This is a genomic window from Microbispora hainanensis (assembly GCF_006874475.1).
GTDB lineage: Bacteria > Actinomycetota > Actinomycetes > Streptosporangiales > Streptosporangiaceae > Microbispora > Microbispora hainanensis.
Window position 1 is genome coordinate 142,456 of sequence record NZ_VIRM01000013.1, and the last position, 16,761, is coordinate 159,216.

Annotated in this window: 17 protein-coding genes; 9 read left to right on the forward strand and 8 right to left on the reverse strand. The window is 71.3% G+C overall.

The features are described from left to right. Positions 1-104: 104 nt before the first annotated feature. Positions 105-839 (forward strand): alanyl-tRNA editing protein, encoded by a 735-nt coding sequence (locus FLX08_RS13585; RefSeq protein ID WP_142619185.1) that lies wholly within the window; start codon positions 105-107, stop codon positions 837-839. Positions 840-904: 65 nt separating this feature from the next. Here FLX08_RS13585 and FLX08_RS13590 read toward each other — a convergent pair whose 3' ends face one another. After that, entirely contained in the window at positions 905-1,519 is a 615-nt protein-coding gene (locus tag FLX08_RS13590; protein WP_142619186.1) for a GNAT family N-acetyltransferase, read from the reverse strand. Continuing rightward, a complete protein-coding gene (locus FLX08_RS13595) occupies positions 1,516-2,052 on the reverse strand; it encodes a DinB family protein (protein WP_142619187.1) in 537 nt (178 codons plus the stop codon). Before FLX08_RS13595 ends, FLX08_RS13590 begins: the two co-directional genes overlap by 4 nt. A gap of 60 nt (positions 2,053-2,112) precedes the next feature. Between FLX08_RS13595 and FLX08_RS13600 the strand changes: the two genes are divergently transcribed. Continuing rightward, positions 2,113-2,883, forward strand: coding sequence for a helix-turn-helix transcriptional regulator (locus tag FLX08_RS13600; protein WP_167530397.1), 771 nt, complete (start codon positions 2,113-2,115; stop codon positions 2,881-2,883). A 19-nt stretch (positions 2,884-2,902) separates the two neighbouring features. On the opposite strand, the gene FLX08_RS13605 is transcribed toward FLX08_RS13600, so the two are convergent. Further along, positions 2,903-3,721, reverse strand: a complete 819-nt coding sequence (locus tag FLX08_RS13605) for an oxidoreductase (protein ID WP_142619188.1) — start codon at positions 3,719-3,721, stop codon at positions 2,903-2,905. A 237-nt stretch (positions 3,722-3,958) separates the two neighbouring features. Here FLX08_RS13605 and FLX08_RS13610 point away from each other — a divergent pair, with 237 nt between their 5' ends. Further along, positions 3,959-4,669: a helix-turn-helix domain-containing protein gene (locus FLX08_RS13610; protein WP_142619189.1), complete on the forward strand. Its 711-nt coding sequence runs from the start codon at positions 3,959-3,961 to the stop codon at positions 4,667-4,669. A 33-nt stretch (positions 4,670-4,702) separates the two neighbouring features. On the opposite strand, the gene FLX08_RS13615 is transcribed toward FLX08_RS13610, so the two are convergent. Further along, entirely contained in the window at positions 4,703-5,548 is an 846-nt protein-coding gene (locus FLX08_RS13615; protein ID WP_244312616.1) for a PIG-L family deacetylase, read from the reverse strand. 81 nt (positions 5,549-5,629) lie between these two features. On the opposite strand from FLX08_RS13615, the gene FLX08_RS13620 reads away from it, so the two are divergent. Next, a complete protein-coding gene (locus tag FLX08_RS13620; RefSeq protein ID WP_142619190.1) occupies positions 5,630-6,109 on the forward strand; it encodes a hypothetical protein in 480 nt (159 codons plus the stop codon). Here FLX08_RS13620 and FLX08_RS13625 read toward each other — a convergent pair whose 3' ends face one another. After that, a complete protein-coding gene (locus FLX08_RS13625) occupies positions 6,110-7,315 on the reverse strand; it encodes an MFS transporter (protein ID WP_208761426.1) in 1,206 nt (401 codons plus the stop codon). Positions 7,316-7,458: 143 nt separating this feature from the next. Here FLX08_RS13625 and FLX08_RS13630 point away from each other — a divergent pair, with 143 nt between their 5' ends. Further along, positions 7,459-8,139 carry an alpha/beta fold hydrolase gene (locus FLX08_RS13630; protein WP_208761427.1) on the forward strand — a complete coding sequence of 227 codons (681 nt, stop codon included), beginning with the start codon at positions 7,459-7,461 and terminating at the stop codon, positions 8,137-8,139. A 75-nt stretch (positions 8,140-8,214) separates the two neighbouring features. Here FLX08_RS13630 and FLX08_RS13635 read toward each other — a convergent pair whose 3' ends face one another. Continuing rightward, the gene (locus FLX08_RS13635; RefSeq protein WP_142619191.1) at positions 8,215-9,165 is read right to left on the reverse strand and encodes a sigma-70 family RNA polymerase sigma factor; all 951 of its coding nucleotides are present in this window, start codon (positions 9,163-9,165) and stop codon (positions 8,215-8,217) included. A 127-nt stretch (positions 9,166-9,292) separates the two neighbouring features. Between FLX08_RS13635 and FLX08_RS13640 the strand changes: the two genes are divergently transcribed. The 4 genes from FLX08_RS13640 to FLX08_RS13655 all read left to right on the forward strand — a co-directional run bounded on the left by FLX08_RS13640 (position 9,293) and on the right by FLX08_RS13655 (position 13,627). Beyond that, positions 9,293-10,711 carry an MFS transporter gene (locus FLX08_RS13640; protein WP_208761428.1) on the forward strand — a complete coding sequence of 473 codons (1,419 nt, stop codon included), beginning with the start codon at positions 9,293-9,295 and terminating at the stop codon, positions 10,709-10,711. Between the two features lie 178 nt (positions 10,712-10,889). Further along, positions 10,890-11,312, forward strand: coding sequence for an ester cyclase (locus FLX08_RS13645; protein ID WP_142619192.1), 423 nt, complete (start codon positions 10,890-10,892; stop codon positions 11,310-11,312). A 72-nt stretch (positions 11,313-11,384) separates the two neighbouring features. Further along, complete coding sequence (locus FLX08_RS13650; RefSeq protein ID WP_142619193.1) at positions 11,385-12,230, forward strand: MBL fold metallo-hydrolase; 846 nt, start codon at positions 11,385-11,387, stop codon at positions 12,228-12,230. A 170-nt stretch (positions 12,231-12,400) separates the two neighbouring features. Beyond that, positions 12,401-13,627, forward strand: coding sequence for a glycoside hydrolase family 16 protein (locus FLX08_RS13655; protein ID WP_142619194.1), 1,227 nt, complete (start codon positions 12,401-12,403; stop codon positions 13,625-13,627). A gap of 117 nt (positions 13,628-13,744) precedes the next feature. On the opposite strand, the gene FLX08_RS13660 is transcribed toward FLX08_RS13655, so the two are convergent. Together FLX08_RS13660 and FLX08_RS13665 are read right to left on the reverse strand one after the other, a co-directional pair. Beyond that, a complete protein-coding gene (locus FLX08_RS13660; protein ID WP_142619195.1) occupies positions 13,745-14,845 on the reverse strand; it encodes a calcium:cation antiporter in 1,101 nt (366 codons plus the stop codon). Positions 14,846-14,891: 46 nt separating this feature from the next. After that, on the reverse strand, positions 14,892-15,767 hold the full coding sequence (locus FLX08_RS13665; protein WP_142619196.1) for an NUDIX hydrolase: 876 nt from the start codon (positions 15,765-15,767) through the stop codon (positions 14,892-14,894). Positions 15,768-16,761: the final 994 nt, after the last annotated feature.

Sequence of the window (16,761 nt, forward strand, 5' to 3'; positions counted from 1 at the left end):
GTGTGATCAGGGGGCCCGTCCGGGCTTGTCCAGGCCCGCCGGCCTGCTCGTTCCGCCCCGTCTCGTCCGTCCCCGCCTCGCCGGTCGTGGCTAGACTCGGTGAGGTGACGTTCGATCTTCATGGGCGGACGAGGCGGCTGGAGCTGGCCGACCAGGATCTGCGGTCCTTCGAGGCCGTCGTGCTGGAGGCCACGCCGGACGGGATCGTCCTGGACCGTTCGGCCTTCTACCCGGGCGGCGGAGGCCAGCCGCCGGACCACGGCGTGCTGCTGTGGCAGGGCGTCGAGACCCGCATCGAGGGCGTGCGCAAGGGGGACGACCTCTACCTCATCCCGGCGCCGGACGACCCGATCCCGCTCGCCGGCACCGTCGTACGGGCGGCGGTGGCCGACGAGCGGCGCTCCGCGCTCATGCGTACGCATTCGGGTCTGCACGTGCTGTGCGGCGTCGTGTTCCGCGACTACGGAGCCCTGGTCACCGGCGGGAACATGGAGCCGATGACCGCGCGGATGGACTTCAACCTTCCCGAGGTGCCGCCCGGCTTCAAGGAGGCGGTCGAGGAGGCGTGCAACGCCGAGATCGCCGCCGACCGCCGGATCGACGTGCGGGTGCTGCCCCGTGCGGAGGCGTTCGCGATCCCCGACATCATCCGCACCGCGACGAACCTCGTGCCGGAGGGCATCCCCGAGGTGCGGATCATCGACATCGTGGGCCTGGACACCCAGGCCGACGGGGGCACGCACGTCGCCTCGACCAAGCAGATCGGCAGGATCAAGGTCGCCAAGATCGAGAGCAAGGGCCGCGGCTTCCGCCGCCTCCGCATCGCGATCGCCGACTGACGCGCGCCGCCGGCTCGCCGGGCGGCGTCGTCGGCCGACCGTGCGCCGCACTCCGGCGGGATGGGTCAGAAGTCGATCCGTACGACGGCTCGTCTGAGGGTCGGCCTGCTCACCTCGGTGAACCCGGCGTCGAGGAAGACATCACGGCTGCCGACGTGGAGCTCACCCCAGGTGATCTCGACGCCCGGCCTGGTGATCATCGGGTATGCCTCCAGGGCCCGGGCTCCCCGCTCGCGGGCGTAGCCGATCGTGGCGTGCGCGAGCGCGTAGGTCACCCCGCGCCGCCGGAAGCCCCTGCGGGTGACGAAGCAGGTCACGGCCCAGACGCTGTCGTCGGTCTGGTCCTCCTGCCGCCCCTTCCAGGGGACGCGGGTGCGGGTCAGCTGGGGGTAGGCCGTCCGGGGCTCGACCGCACACCACCCGACCGGCTCGCCGTCCAGGTAGGCCACGAGGCCGCTGGTCGACCGGGCTCCGGGGGTTCCGCAGCCGGTCTGCTCACGCAGGCGCGCGGCACGTTCCGCGTCGGACACCGAGCGCCACTGGTAGGTGAAGATCTTGTAGCGCTGGCAATGGCAGTCCGTCGTGCCGAAGACTGCCTCCAGGTCGTCCCACGACGCCTGGTTGGCGGGGACGACGACGAGTCGATCGGCGGGAATCGGCTCGGTGATGTCCTGCCTCATCCCGCCGGCTGGTCCTCTCCGACCAGGCCGTCCACGGACTCGCGGATGAGGTCGGCGTGCCCGGCGTGGCGGGCGTACTCCTCGATCATGTCGATCAGCAGGCGGCGGAGGCTGGGCGACTCGCCGCGTGAGCTGGTGTACGGTCCGAGGCCGCCCTCGGCCAGCGCCTGCCGTACGTTGGCCCGGGAGCGGGCCACGGCGTCCTGCCACAACGTCGTCAAGTGCTCGGGGGTGTCGTCGGCGGCGGTGCGCCACTCCCACTCGGGGTCGGCGTCGAAGTCCACCGTGTCCCACGGCGGCGCGGGCGGTCGTCCCAGCAGCTTCTGCGAGAACATGTCGTCCTCCACCAGCGCCAGGTGCTTGAGCAGCCCTCCCAAGGTCATCGACGACGCGGCGGTGGTCGCCCGCAGACCGGTCGCGTCGAGCCCGCCGCATTTCCACGCGAAGATCCGGCGCTGGCGGTCAAGAGAGCCCAGCAAGGTGTCGATCTCGTCGCCGGCGACCGGCGGCTCATGAAGGACGTCTTCGGTCATGCGGCACAGGCTACGGTGCATTCCGGACGATCCACTTCCGGAATGTGGCGGGTTTGCCGAATGACGCATGACGAGAGCCCGACGGCGCGGGCGCTCCTGCTCCTCGAACTGATCCAGAGCAGCCCCGGCATCACGGCGGAACGGCTGGCCGGCCGGCTCGGCGTCTCCGAGCGGGCCGCCCGGCGTTACGTCGGCATCCTGCGTGAGGCGGGCATCCCGGTCGAGTCCGAACGCGGCCCCCACGGGGGATACCGCATCGGCCGGGGGCTCCGCCTGCCGCCTCTGATGTTCACGCAGGCCGAGGCGTTGGGGCTGGTGATGGCCGTGCTCGACGGTCACCACGACTCGGCGGATCCGGCCGATCCCGTGGGCGGTGCGCTCGGCAAGATCCTGCGGGTGCTTCCCGAGCCGGTCGCGGGGCCGGCCGCGGCCGTACGGAGCCTGAGCACGAGACACCCCGAGCCCGGGGCCAGACCGCCCAGCCCGGAGACCACCGCCGCACTCGTCCAGGCCTGCGCCGGGCGTCGCCGGCTGCGGCTCGGATATCGCATCCGCCCGGGAGACGAGCGGGTCATGGAGGTCGACCCGTGGCCGAGTGGATCCCGCGCAGCCTGGGCCGCTGCGAGCCGATCGACGCGACCACCACACGCCTGGTGGGCAGCACGGACGAACCGGACTGGTACGTCCGGCAGCTCACCGCGATCCGGGCGCCCTTCCGCATCGCCGGGTCACCCGAACTGCGCGAGGCCGCCGAAGCCCTGGGCCGGCGCCTCCTCCAGGCCGGATCGTAGAGCGGTTCCTGCTTCTCCGATCAGGTGCGGAGCCGGTTGAGCGGGCGCGCGGGGTCTGGCTATCGGATGGAGCCGGTGACGAGCTTGTCGAACTCGCGGTCCGGCAGCGTCCTGTTGAGCTCGAGCAGTCTGTCGGCCATCCAGCCGACGACGTAGCGGGTCTCGGGCTTGGCGGCTTCGACGGCCTCGCGGATGGCCGCGGCCACGACGCAGGGATCGGAGGCCTGACTGTCCGCGCCGAGTTGCGTCTCGCTCCGCCTGGCCATGGCCTCGGCCATCGCCCCGTAGGCGGTCGCGCCGGAGATCTCCCGCAGGTCCTGCGCGGTGTGATCCTCGAACCCCGTCTTGATGACTCCGGGCTGGATCACGACGACCTCGATCCCGAAGGGCTCGACCTCCATGCGCAACGAGTCGGAGTACGCCTCCAGAGCGTGTTTCGTGGCGTAGTACCAGGAGCCCAGCGGCAACGCGATCTCGCCGCCGATCGACGACACGTTGACGATCGTGCCGGACCCCCGCTCGCGCATGTGCGGCAGGACGAGCTGGATCAGCCTGGCCGGTGCGAAGAGGTTCACCTCGAACTGGTCGCGCGCCAGCTCCAGGGGGACGTCCTCGGCCGCGCCGTGCACCACGGTGCCGGCGTTGTTGACGAGGACGTCGATCCGGCCCTGCTCCTCGACGATGGTGCGGACGATCCGCTCCAGATCAGCGGGGTCGCGCGCGTCCATCGGGTGCACGTGCCCGCCCGCGTCGCCGATGACGTCCATGTTCCGCACCCGTCTGGCGGCGCCGTACACGATGTGTCCCGCCCGCAGGAGTTCCAGCGCGGTGGCCTTGCCGATGCCGGACGAGGCCCCGGTGACGAGTACGACCTTCATGATCAGACCTCTCGGATGGGGGACTCCGTGGGCCGGTAGGCCGCACGGACGGCACGCCGTTCACGATGAGGAAAGGCTAGGGGCGCATTTCGTCCCACGGCAACGAGATTCTCGTATATTCCCAGGCAGACGGCCTTCGAATGGTGCAAAGAGCTGTCGCAGAATGCACCGTACGTGCCGTCGTGTTGCGTCCGGCCACCACCGGTTGGGGATCCGACGAACGACGAGGAGGATCGGATGCCCGCGCGAAGCCGTCTGAGCTTCGACGACCGACGCCGGATCGCCGAAGGGCTGAGGGACGGGCTGACCTACGCGGAGATCGCCCGGCGGCTGGGGCGGCCCAGGTCGACCGTCAGTCGCGAGATCTCCCGCAACGGCGGCCCGCACGGCTATCGGGCCCACCACGCCCAGCAGGCGACGAACTGGCGCGCCCGGCGGCGCCGGCAGGTCCCGCCGCCCGAACTCCCGGACACGTACGGCGATCGGGACGCCCGCACGGTCCAGGAGTTCACCGAGGACTTCACCGCGATGATGATCCAGACAGGCATGTCACCGCTGACGGCCAGGGTGTTCGCCGCGCTGTTCGTCAGCGACGGCGCCAGCCTGACCGCCGCGGAACTGGTCCAACGCCTGCACGTGAGTCCGGCGTCGATCTCCAAGGCCATCCGGTGGCTTGAGCAGCGCGGCCTGGTCAGCCGTGGACGCGAGGGCCGGCGCGAGCGTTACGCCGTCGCCGTCGACGTCTGGTATCGCACCTGGTCGGAGAGTGCCAGGTCGATGACACTGTGGGCGGACACCACACGGCGTGGGGCGGATGTCTTCGGCGCCGGCACGCCGGTGGGCCTGCGGCTGCGGACGACAAGCCGGTTCTTCGAGCTCCTCAGCCGCGACATGGCGCAGGCCGCCGAGCACTGGCGGCAGACCGTCTCCCTCCAGCGCCTCCCCTGAAGGCCGCTCGCAGCCGGCCGAGCGGGTGCGAGCTCAGCGGAGGCCGGCGAACAGGTCGTCCTCCTTGCCGGGAGCGGCCACCCGGGACGTCGTACGGACGAAGTACTCGCGCGAGAACGCCTGGTGCTGGGCCTCGGGCGGCATCTTCAGGAAGGGGATGTTCTCGCCCTGGCTCGCGTGGGCCGCCAGCGCCTTCAGCTTGTTCTCCACGTACGGCGAGACGTCCACGACGCTGGTGATGAGCTCGTCGGGCGTGCCGAAGTCGTCGGGGAGCTCGAAGTCGTCCGGCGCCATGCCGTTCGCCCGCATGAACTCGAACATCTGCCGGATGCCCTCACGCGGCACGGCCGAGTAGTAGAACTTGTCCGGAATGCCGGTCTTCTCGGCCGCGGCGACCGCGATGCGGTGGGCCTGGATGTGGTCGGGGTGCCCGTAGTTGCCGTTCTCGTCGTAGGTGACGACCACCTGCGGACGATAGCGCTCCATCAGCGCGGCGAGCCTCGCGGCGGCCGTCTCGACCGGGACGTTCGCGAACGCGTCGGGGTGGCCGTTGCCCTCCCAGCCGACCATGCCGGAGTCGCGGTAGCCCAGCAGCTCCAGGTGGTCGATCCCCAGGTGGGCGACCGACTCGTGCAACTCGGCCAGCCGCCGCTCGGCGACCGCGGCGTCGTCGTGGCCGGGCTCGCCCGGCTTCACCCCGCCGGGGCCGTCCCCCTGCTCGCCGTTGGTGCACGTCACCAGGACCGTACGGATCCCTTCGGCGGTGTATTTCGCGAGGATCCCGCCGGTGCCGATCACCTCGTCGTCGGGGTGCGCGTGCACGGCCATGAGGGTGAGCTGTCGGTCCATTCCGTCCCCCGGAGTGTCGTTTACCGTCACCCGGACGAGCCTATATCGCCCCTTGAAAGTCGCGCGGGCGCGTGTCGTTTGGGGCGGCCCGGCCCGGTTAGGGCGACCGCTATGGGGATTTATCGAGACCTGGCGGCAGGAGCGGTCGCGGGAGCGGCCGGGACGACCGTGCTCAACGCGATCACCTATCTGGACATGGCGGTGCGCGCCCGCCCGGCGAGCTCGCTGCCGGAGCAGGCGGCCGGGGCGGTCAGCGAGCGGCTCCACGTCGGCCTCGGCGAAGAGGAGGACGCCCGCAACCGGGAGCAGGGGCTCGGGGCCATGCTCGGCATCCTCACCGGCGTCGGTGTGGGCCTCGCCTATGGCCTGTTCCGCCACGCCGTACGCCGGAGGGTCAGCCTCCCGGCCGCTGCGGCCGGAGTGGGCATCGCGGCGGCGGTCGCGGGCAGCGCGCCGATGACCGCGCTCGGGCTCACCGACCCGCGTGAGTGGGGCGTCGGCGGCTGGCTGGCCGACCTGGTGCCCCACCTCGGGTATGGCCTGGCCACGGTCGCGGCGTTCGAACTGACCAGGTCCCGCCGCCGGTGCTAGCTAGGAGGAGGAGGCGGTGCTGGGCGCCGGGGCCATGCGGGTGGTGACCAGCCACCAGATGACCAGTTGCAGCAGGGCCAGCGCCACGGCGAAGGGCGGCAGCGTCCAGGCGCCGATCCCCTGGGCGATCGCCCCGGTGAGCCAGGGGAACACCGCGCCGCCGATCACCGACACCCCGTTGATCAGCCCGATGGCGGTGGGCACCAGCCGGGCCGCGGTGAGCCGGGGCGCCACGGCCATCGTGGTGGGGAAGATCGGCCCGAGCCAGAAGCCGAGCAGCACGAAGCTGACGCTGGCCATCACGGCGCCCGGCACGAGCCAGGCCAGGGTCGTGCTGAGCGTGACCCCCGCCAAGCAGAGGAAGGTCATCCCGGTCGCGGTCATGCCGAGCCGGGTGGCGATCGGGCTGATCAGGAAGCGGCCCAGGGTGAGCCCGAGCCAATACCCGGAGACGGTGTATCCGGCCAGCAGGCCGCTCTGCCCGTGCTCGTCGACCAGGAAGCTGAATCCCCAGTTTCCGACGCTGATCTCCAGGCCGACGTACACGGCGAGGAACACCGCGCCCAGCAGGACGGCGGGCTGCCGTGAGGCGGTGGCCAGCAGGCCCGAGCGCTCCGCGTGCTCCTCGGCGGACGCGGGCGGCGGGGCCTCGCGGGCGGGCAGGGTCAGATAGAAGCCGATGAGCAGCGGCAGGCAGACCAGGGCCAAGACCAGCCACACGGCCGTCCAGGGCAGGAAGGTCAGGATCCAGGTGGCCAGCAGCGGCCCGAGCAGCGCGCCGACGCCGAAGAACGCGTGCAGGCGGTTGAGCAGCGTCGTCGCCCCGGGCAGGTCGGTGAGGTAGGCGTTCAGCACCGATTCGAAGATGCCGGTGCCATACCCGGCCACGATCTGGGCCACCAGGAAGGCCAGGAACGGCGGGCGTACGGCCGTGAAGAGACCGGCCAGCGCGAACGTGCCGCCGCCGAGGAGGAGCGAGGCCCGGATCCCGAGGCGGTGGATCAGCGGGCCCGCGGTCGAGCCCGACAGCATGAACCCGGCGGAGAAGGCGAAGAACTGGGTGCCGATCGTGGCCTTGTCGAGGCCGTAGTCGTCGATCTGCGTCGGCAGGAGCACCCCGCCCACGCCGGAGCTCAGGCCGACCAGGACGAAGGTGACGTAGGAGAGCGCGACCGGCGCCCAGAACTCGCGCCGCAGTGCGGACACCTGACCTCCCGCGTACGAGCAGCCTTCCGGCCACCCGGCATGCGGGATCGGCCGACGATCAACGGTGATCCCGTTTTCGGCGACATGTTACTTGCTGTGCCCGTTGCTCCCATAGGGGTTTACCCGGGGGATATCGTCGCGATGTGACGGGTGATGCGAGGGTCAGGGCCAACGGTGTCGGGATCGCGTACCGGACGTACGGTCCGGACGGCGCCCCGCCGCTGATCCTGCTGCACGGCCTGGGCGAGGGCATGGCCGGCTGGGACGGCGTGGCGGGCGCGCTGGCCGCCGGCCGGCACGTGTACGCCCTGGACCTGCGCGGCCACGGCGCCAGCGACTGGCCGGGCGACTACGGCCTGGAACTCATGCGCGACGACGTCCTCGCCTTCCTCGACGCGCTGTCGCTCGACCCGGTGGACGTGACCGGGCACTCCATGGGCGGCGTCGTCGCCTACCTGCTCGCCGCGGAGCGGCCGGGCCGGGTGCGGACGCTGGTCCTGGAGGACGTCCCGCTCCCGGTGCCGCGTGTCCCGCCCCCGCTCGTACGGCCGGAGGGGCCGCTGTCGTTCGACTGGGCCATGGTCGAGGCGATCAGGCCGCAGATCGACGAGCCCGACCCCGCCTGGCTGGAGCGGCTGGGCCGGATCACCGCCCGCACGCTCGTGATCGGCGGCGGCCCGGACAGCCACATCCCCCAGGACCGGGTCGCCGAGATGGCCCGCCGCATCCCCGGCGCGGCGCACGTCACGATCCCGGCCGGGCACCTGGTGCACGAGAACGCCCCCGACGCCTTCGTCCGCGAGGTCACGGCCTTCCTCGGTTAGAGCGAGGCCATGGCCTTCCCCGGTTGGACGAGGTGACGGGGCCACGCGCGGCAGGGCCGTCTTCGTCAGACCCGGCTAGGCCGTGGGCGGCAGCGAGAAGACGGCGAACAGGCCGGGGTCGCCGAACACGACGTTCCGCGCGACGCCGTCCCCGGCGATCGTGAGCACCTGGAGCGAGTGGGCCCGGAAGACGCCGTCGCCGCCGTCCACGTAGGCCGCGAGCGCGGGCTGCCCGTTGGCGCGCGTCCGCACCATCCGCCAGGGGCCCCGGGCGGCGCAGACCCAGCGGATGAAGTCGCCGAACGTCTCCCGCCCGGCGAACCACGACAGGAACGGCGGCATCTCCAGCACGGCGTCCTCCCGCAGCAGCCGCTCCAGGGCCTCGACGTCGGCCTTCTCGAACGCCGCGACGTAGCGGTCGAGGAGGTCGCGGCAGGCCGGGTCGTCCGGTTCGATCATGTCGTCCTCGGCGGGCGCCACCCGGGCGAGCTGGTCGCGGGCGCGCTGCAGGGCGCTGTTGACCGCGGCGACGGAGGTCTCCAGCAGGCCGGCGACCTCGCTCGCCCGCCAGGCCAGCACCTCGCGCAGGATGAGCACCGCCCGCTGCCGCGGCGGCAGATGCTGCAGCGCCGCGACGAACGCCAGCCGGACCCCGCCCCGCGACACGACGAGCGCGGCGGGGTCCACCAGCGCGTCGGGAACGGGCTCCAGCCAGGTCACCTCGGGCAGCCGCCGTTGCGGTCCCGCGTGCGGGTCGTCGCTCGGGCCGGTGAGGCCGGACGGCAGGGCCCTGCGCCCGCGCTGTTCGAGCGCCGTCAGGCAGGCGTTCGTCGCGATGCGGTAGAGCCAGGTGCGCGGCGAGGCCCGCCGCTCGTCGTAGTCGCCGGACGCCCGCCACGCCCGCAGCATGACCTCCTGCAGCAGGTCCTCCGCGTCGTGCACCGAGCCGAGCATCCGATAGCAGTGCGTCATCAGCTCACGCCGGTAGGGCCCGGTGATCCGCTCGAACTCCTCGTCAGTCCACATGTGTTCTCCCGCGTCGCGTGGCCGTCACCGGTATCTACCGCCTCGCCGCGCCGGACTCATCGGTCGCCGATGAGTTTTCCGGCCGGCCCCGGTATGTACCGGCGAACCCACTGCGGAAGGACACGACGTGACAACCAGCCATACCGTCCGCCTCGCGCCGGCCCGTGCCGGGCGGCCCTGGCCGATGCTGGCGGTGCTGCTCGCCGGCCAGTTCATGGGGCTGCTGGACCTCTACATCGTCAACGTGGCGATCCCCAGGATCGGCGCCGACCTTGGGGCGTCCGGCGCCGCGCTGCAACTGGTCGTCGGCGGCTACATCATCGCGTACGCGACCCTGCTCATCACCGGCGCCCGGCTCGGCGAGCTGTACGGCAGGCGCCGCATGTACGTGATCGGGGTCGCCGGATTCACCGCGAGTTCGCTGCTGCGCGGGCTCGCGCCCAGTGCCGGGACGCTGATCGCCTTCAGGTTCGTCCAGGGAGCCGCGGCGGCGGTCATGGTCCCGCAGATCATGAGCGTGATCCAGACCAGGTTCACCGGCAGGGCCAGGGCCACCGCGCTCAGTGCGTACACGGCGGTGCTCTCGGCCGGTTCGGTCGTCGGGCTGGCGCTGGGCGGGGTGCTGGTCGGCGCCGACCTGGCCGGCACCGGCTGGCGGCCCGTGTTCCTCGTCAACGTGCCCGTGGGCGCCGTGCTGACGCTCGTGGTGCCCCGGCTGGTGCCCGCGGACGCGCCGCCGGACCGGCCGCGCGGCTCGCGGCGGCTCGACCTGCGGGGCCTCGCGCTCGCGCTGCCCGCCACGCTGCTGGTCGTGCTCCCGCTCGTGCTGGGCCGGGAGGCCGGCCGGCCCCTGTGGACGTACGCGTCGATGGCCGCGGGGGTCGTGCTCGCCGCCGTGTTCGTCGTGGCGCAGCGCCGTACGGCGGCCCGGGGCGGCGACCCGCTGCTGAACCTGGACGTGCTGCGCGCGACCGGCATGCCCTCGGGGCTGACGACGCTGCTGGCCCTGATGGTCGCCTACGGCGGGTTCCTGTTCACCTTCGCCCTGCATCTGCAGGGCGTGCTCGGGGAGAGCCCGCTGCGTGCCGGGCTCACGTTCCTGCCCATGGCGGCGGCGTTCGGGCTGGGCAGCTTCTACTGGCGCAGGCTCCCCGGGCGGATCCACCATCTGCTGCCACCGGCCGGGCTGGCGCTCAGCGTCCTCGGCACCGCGGCCCTGGCCGTCTCGGCGAACGGCGGCCCGGTGATGTGGGCCGCGCTGGTGGTGCTGGGTGCGGGGCTGGGCGTCTCGACCAGCCTGCTCACCCACGCCCTGGTCCACGTGCCGCCGGCCCGCGCCGCCGACGCGAGCGGCCTGCTCACGACGACCATGCAGTTCGGCCAGCTCAGCGGTGTGGCGGTGTTCGGCGCGGTGTTCCTCGCCCTGGCCGACCCGCCGCGCCCGGAGGCCATGGGCGCGACCGCCTGGTGGCTGGCGCTGGCCGTGGCCGCCGGCGCGGCGAGCGCGGTCGCCCTGGCCCGTGCCGTACGGCCCCGCCCCGCGTGAGGCGGGTCCCCTGTGAGGCGAGGTGCCGCGTGAGGCGAGGTCCTGTGAGGCGAGGTGTCGTGTGAGGCGAGGTCCCTCTGAGGCGAGGTGGTGCATCCGGCGGTGTTGCGTCTCCTGCGGACGGCCTTTGCCATGGCGGCGTTACCGTGGGGTGAACGCCCTGGGGGAGTGATCCGCCATGCCTTACGGCCGACAGCTCGCCGACCGCGTGCTGGACGCGGTGAACGCGCATGACCTGGACAGACTGGCGGCGTGTTACGACCGGCACGCCGTCCTGGTCACCCCTCTGAGCGTGTGCGAGGGGCGCGAGAGCATCGTCGGCTACTGGAAGGGCCTGTTCGAGGGCTTCGCCGACCTGGCCATGACGGTCTGGAACAGGGTGGAGTGCGCCGAGCCCGGTTTCAACGAGTGGATGATGACGGGCACGCAGACCGGGACCTTCGCGCTGCCGGACGTCGTCGCGGGCGCGAGCGGCCGGCGGATCACCGTGCGCGGCTGCGGGGTTCTTCACACGAAGAGCGGCCTCGTGGCCGCGCACCGGCACTATTTCGACCTGCTGGAGCTGTACTGCCAGCTCGGATTCTCGCTCGACATCGACTAGTTAACCTCCCCCCGCTTTCAGGTGATTTGTGGTGGTTTACGTAGCCTGAAAGCCTGGGAGAGGGGAGGCGTCATGCCCGATCCAGCGGACGCGACCGTGTTCTTCGTGGGAAACGCCACCATGATCATTCGTTCTCACGGGTTCACCGTGCTGACGGATCCGAACTTCCTGCACCAGGGGCAGCGGGCCCATCTCGGCTGGGGACTGAGCACTCGTCGCCGTACGGAGCCGGCGATGGAGGTCACGGAGCTCCCGCCGCTTGACCTGGTCGTGCTGTCGCACATGCACGGCGACCACTGGGACAGGATCGCCAGGAACGGCCTCGACAAGGACCTGCCGATCGTCACCACCCGCCACGCGGCGGCCCGGCTGCGCCGCCAGGGCTTCGGCCACGCCGTCGGCCTGGAGCCGTGGGAGTATCACCACGAGCGCCACGGGGACGGCACGCTCACGGTGACGTCCACGCCCGCCCGGCACGCGCCGGGCCCGGTGAACTCGCTGATGCCGCCGGTGATGGGCAGTGTGCTCGACTTCGCGCACGCGGGCGAGGTCGACCTGCGCCTGCACATCAGCGGCGACACGATCATGGACGAGTGCCTGTCGGAGATCCCGCGCCGCTTCCCCGACATCGACGTCGGCATCCTGCACCTCGGCGGCACGCGGATCCTCGGCGTCACGGTGACCATGGACGGCGCCCAGGGGGTGGAGTGGCTCGGGCTGATGCAGCCGGAGTCGGCCCTGCCCATCCATTACGACGACTACGCGGCGTTCGCCTCCCCACTGAAGGACTTCCAGCAGCACGTCCGGCGTGCGGGGCTGTCGCACATGGTCCACTACCTCGTGCGCGGCGAGACCTACCGCCTGCCCCTGAGGAGGGCCGGCGTTCGCCCGCACCGCCCGGTCGTCGGGCCCGGCTGACAGGTTCGAGTCAGGACCTATTGACACTCCGTATGGTTAGGGTGTTGCCTTAATTCAAGCTCTAAAGCTTGCCTGCTGAAGCGCTGGACACGCCGGCGCGCGCCCTCGCACCCGGCGGACGGCGCGCGCCGGAGATCCTGCTGGCATCCCCCCACCAAACGGAGATCTCCATGCGCAAACCCCGGCTCCTCATCATGGCCGCGGCCCTGGTCGTCACCCTCGGCGGCCTGGTCGGCGGCACCGGCGCCGACCGGGCCGAAGCCGCCATCGGCCCCGTCACCTGGTCGGACGAGTTCAACGCCGCGGCGGGAACGCCCGTCGACGGCACCAAGTGGAAGTTCGACGTCGGCGGCGGTGGCTGGGGCAACAACGAGCTGGAGTACTACACCGACTCGACCCGCAACGTGTATCACGACGGACAGGGACACCTCGCGATCACCGCACGCAAGGAGAACCCGTCCGGCTATCAGTGCCACTACGGCACCTGCCAGTACACCTCCGGCCGCATCCTGACCGCCGGCAAGTTCAGCCAGGCGTACGGCCGCTTCGAGGCGAGCATCAAGATCCCCAAGGGTCAGGGCATCTGGCCGGCGTTCTGGATGCTCGGCGGCGGCAACTGGCCGAACACCGGTGAGATCGACATCATGGAGAACGTCGGCAACATGCCCAACACCGTCTATGGCACGGTGCACGGCCCCGGCTACTCCGGCGGCGCCGGCGTCGGCGGCAACCGGACGATCGGCTCGGCGCTCGGCGACGCCTTCCACACCTACCGCGTCGACTGGTCGCCCAACCTGATCGTCTGGTATCTGGACGGCTCGGAGTATTTCCGCGTCACGCCGGCCGACATCCGCGGCAACCAGTGGGTCTTCGACCACCCGTTCTTCATGATCCTCAATGTGGCGGTCGGCGGATACTGGCCGGGCAACCCCGACTCCAGCACGTCGTTCCCGCAGACCATGCTGATCGACTGGGTCCGCGTCTCGGCCTGGACCAACGACGGCGGGGGCGGGACCGGCAACGCGCTGAAGTCCAACCTCAACGGCCGCTGCATCGACATCCCGGGCGCGAACCCCGTCGACGGCGCCCGGCTGCAGATGTACGACTGCAACGGCACCGCCGCCCAGCAGTGGACGATCAACGGCGACGGCACGGTCCGCGCGATGGGCAAGTGCATGGACGCCGCGGCGGCCGGCACCGCCAACGGCACGCCCATCCAGCTCTACACGTGCAACGGCACCGGTGCCCAGCGCTTCACGCTCACCGCGGCGGGCGACCTCGTCAACACCGCCGCCAACCGGTGCGTGGACATCGTGGACGTGAACCCCAACAGCGGCGCACGCCTCCAACTGTGGGACTGCACCGGCGGAGCCAACCAGAAGTGGACCCGCGGCTGACCGCGTGGCCGGAGTGAGAGGCCAGGCCGGGCGTCGTCCGGCCTGGCCTCTCACGCCGGTCGTGGTCGTGCCGTCCGCCGTTCACGGGCTCGCCGCGAGGAGCGGGAAGGCGGCTGTTCACGGGCTCACCGCGAGGAGCAGGAAGGCGGCGCAGAGCGTGAGATGCACGCCCGCCTGCAGCAGGTGGGCCCGGCCGGGGATCACGGTCAACGTCGCCACGACGACCGTGATGCCGAACAGCACGATGTGCGTCGGGCCGAGCCCGAGCAGCAGCGGACCCTTCATCCACAGCGACGCGACGGCGATCGCCGGAATGGTGAGCCCGATGCTGGCCATGGCCGAGCCGAAGGCGAGGTTCATGCTGACCTGCACCCGGGCCCGCCGGGCCGCGCGTACGGCCGCGAGGGTCTCCGGCAGCAGCACCAGCAGCGCGATCACGACGCCCACCGCCGACTGCGGGAGGCCCGCCGCGCGTACGGCCGTCTCGATCGCGGGAGACTCGACCTTCGCCAGGCCGACGACCGCGACCAGCGCGCTCAGCAGCAGCGCCAGGCTGGCCGCGGCGGCCCGCGTGCTCGGCGGTTCGGCGTGTTCGGCGGTGTCTCCGCCCTGGTCGTCCGACTCCACGGGCAGGAAGTAGTCGCGGTGCCGCACGGTCTGGGTGAGCACGAACAGGGCATACAGCGCGAACGAGGCGAGCGCGGCGAACGCGAGCTGGGCCGGGGCGAAGGCGGGCCCGGGGCTGCTCGTGGTGAACGTCGGCAGGACGAGACTCAGCGTGGACAGCGTGGCCACGGTGGCCAGCGCGGCTCCCGTTCCCTCCGCGTTGAACACCGCCACCCGCCGCCGCAGCGCCGCGACCAGCAACGACAGGCCGACGATCCCGTTACAGGTGATCATCACTGCGGCGAACACCGTGTCGCGGGCGAGCGACGCCCCGGCCGGCCCTCCGGACGCGGCGAGACTGATGATCAGGGCCACCTCGATCACGGTGACCGCCACGGCGAGCACGAGCGACCCGAACGGCTCGCCCACCCGATGGGCGATGACCTCGGCATGGTGCACGGACGCGAGCACGGAGGCGGCGAGGAACAGCGCCGCGATCACCACGGCGACGAGAGGAATGGTCCGCCCCCACGCCAGTGCGAGCACTGCCACGGCGAGGATCGGAATGGTCACGGTCCAGGTGGCGGCCAGTCGGCGGAAGAGCAGGATCACATGCTTTATCCTGCCCAAATGGGACGAACGGTATAGAAGTCCCGGTTCAGAGCTGCTTGAGCAGCCAGCGGGGACCGACGACCATGGCGCCGAGGGCCGTCACCCGCTCGCGCAGCCCTCGGTCGGCGGTGACGACAAGTGCGGTCTCCCAGGGCCGCACGTCGCGCACCACCTCCACGATCGCGTCGTCCCCGCTGCCTCTGGCGGCCACGACCGTCAGGTTCTCGGTCACCGGTCCCGGAGCGGCGGCGCGGGTCGCCGCCCCTTCGAGCACCGCGACCATGCGCGGGAACCATCGGGTCAGGGGCGGCACGCCTTCGGGTATCTCGCCGATGCCTCGTTCGCAGAGCGGGACCAGCTCGTTGAGCAGGCGCTTCGCGGCGCCCGCGCGGTCCCTCCACCAGCCGCGCTCGGCCCGTGCGCCGATGATGTTGGCCATGTCGAGCACGACGACCACCGGGCTCAGCGCGGGCCTGATCCGCGGCCACGATTCGGCGAAGCCGGGGTGGAGTTCCCTCGCCGGGACCTCGTCGGCCGACACCCAGCGCATGTCCACGCTCTCGCCGTTGGCGGGCGAGGCGTCGAGCAGCCCTTCGGCCTCCGCGATCACCGTCTGGAACGACCAGCCGCCGTGGTCGTCGACGTAGAGCCCGCACACCCGGACGAGCTCGGAGTCGAGCGCCGCCTCCTCGCGGGCCTCGCGCAGCGCGCCGGCGACGGCGTCCTCGTGGCTGTCGCACGCGCCGCCCGGCAGGCCCCACGTCCCGCCGTGATGGCTCCACCAGGCACGCTTCTGCATCAGCACGTACGGCATGCAGTCGAGCGTGTGGTGCACGGTGAGCAGGCCGGCGGCACCGTGCAGTCCCCAGTGCCGGTGTCCCCGCGAGCACAGGGCCCAGCCATCGCCGTCCTTGTCCGTCATGCACCCATCTTCTCGCAGCCCGTCCAGGCGCTCTAAGGGTCACCAGTGTTCGAGAGGCACCTCCACCCCTGCGGTCAGATCGAAGAGGGTCACTCCGTCCTTGATGCGGACGACCTGGATCTGTGTCGCGAAACGTACGTCCCGAAGGCGCGTGGCGGCTTCGTGAGCGGTCTGCGGGAAGTGGTAGCGATCGGCCGCTTCGCCGTCCGGGACGGGCCGGGTCGAGCGGACCTCGAACCGGTCCGCCGGCCATGCGGGGGGAAGAGGAGCGGAGTGGTGCCAACCGGACATATCTCTCCCGTCAGGCCGTTTCCACAGAAGTTGACCCATGGGACCTTGTTGATCGCCAGTGCGTGACGGGGTCGTAGGCCGATCGTTATTAACCGGTAAGCGATCCTTTCTGGCGTGGAGTCCCTAGCCCGTTAGCGTTTGATCCCTCACTCGTGATTCCCCCCATTGTGTGGAGAATCAGGAGATGTCATATCTGGAGAGACGCCCGCTTCCTGCGGCCGGAGGAGCGGGCGTTGTCCTCCCCTTTCTCTCCTCCTTCTCGCGCCGTCATCGGCGCGGGTGGCGGTGACCGTTGCCCGTCGCCGTCCCCTGTCGGTACATCCATACCGGCAGGGGACGGCGCAGGCGTGGTAACAGCGGCCCCCCTTGTTTTCCGCGTTCTCACCTGAACGTTTCACCCGCTCCCGGGTTCCCCTTTGTCGTCTCCGGCGGCTTCCGCGCAAGTGAGGGCGGTCGTAGGCGAAGAGCGGCCGTCGCGTGTCGTTGACCGGTGATCGGCGGGATCGTACGGTGATGCGCGGTGTTCCCGTGTGTGGATGTAGTTCGGGTGCACGAAAAGCCTTGTGGGGTCGGGAGTCATTCCTCGGTCAGGGGCCCTGCGCGACCTGCGAGGAGCTCGGTTGTGACACGCAGAACGAGAACGGGTGCCGGGGTGATTGGCGCTCTGGCCGCAGTCGCCGCCCTGGCCGGGGTGGCCACGGCG

Excerpts from the sequence above, each read along its gene's own strand:
- FLX08_RS13590 (WP_142619186.1), bottom strand. The coding sequence starts at position 1,519 with ATGAGGCAGGACATCACCGAGCCGATTCCCGCCGATCGACTCGTCGTC.
- FLX08_RS13595 (WP_142619187.1), bottom strand. The coding sequence starts at position 2,052 with ATGACCGAAGACGTCCTTCATGAGCCGCCGGTCGCCGGCGACGAGATC.
- FLX08_RS13600 (WP_167530397.1), top strand. The coding sequence starts at position 2,113 with ATGACGCATGACGAGAGCCCGACGGCGCGGGCGCTCCTGCTCCTCGAA.
- FLX08_RS13605 (WP_142619188.1), bottom strand. The coding sequence starts at position 3,721 with ATGAAGGTCGTACTCGTCACCGGGGCCTCGTCCGGCATCGGCAAGGCC.
- FLX08_RS13610 (WP_142619189.1), top strand. The coding sequence starts at position 3,959 with ATGCCCGCGCGAAGCCGTCTGAGCTTCGACGACCGACGCCGGATCGCC.
- FLX08_RS13620 (WP_142619190.1), top strand. The coding sequence starts at position 5,630 with ATGGGGATTTATCGAGACCTGGCGGCAGGAGCGGTCGCGGGAGCGGCC.
- FLX08_RS13635 (WP_142619191.1), bottom strand. The coding sequence starts at position 9,165 with ATGTGGACTGACGAGGAGTTCGAGCGGATCACCGGGCCCTACCGGCGT.
- FLX08_RS13645 (WP_142619192.1), top strand. The coding sequence starts at position 10,890 with ATGCCTTACGGCCGACAGCTCGCCGACCGCGTGCTGGACGCGGTGAAC.
- FLX08_RS13650 (WP_142619193.1), top strand. The coding sequence starts at position 11,385 with ATGCCCGATCCAGCGGACGCGACCGTGTTCTTCGTGGGAAACGCCACC.
- FLX08_RS13655 (WP_142619194.1), top strand. The coding sequence starts at position 12,401 with ATGCGCAAACCCCGGCTCCTCATCATGGCCGCGGCCCTGGTCGTCACC.
- FLX08_RS13665 (WP_142619196.1), bottom strand. The coding sequence starts at position 15,767 with ATGACGGACAAGGACGGCGATGGCTGGGCCCTGTGCTCGCGGGGACAC.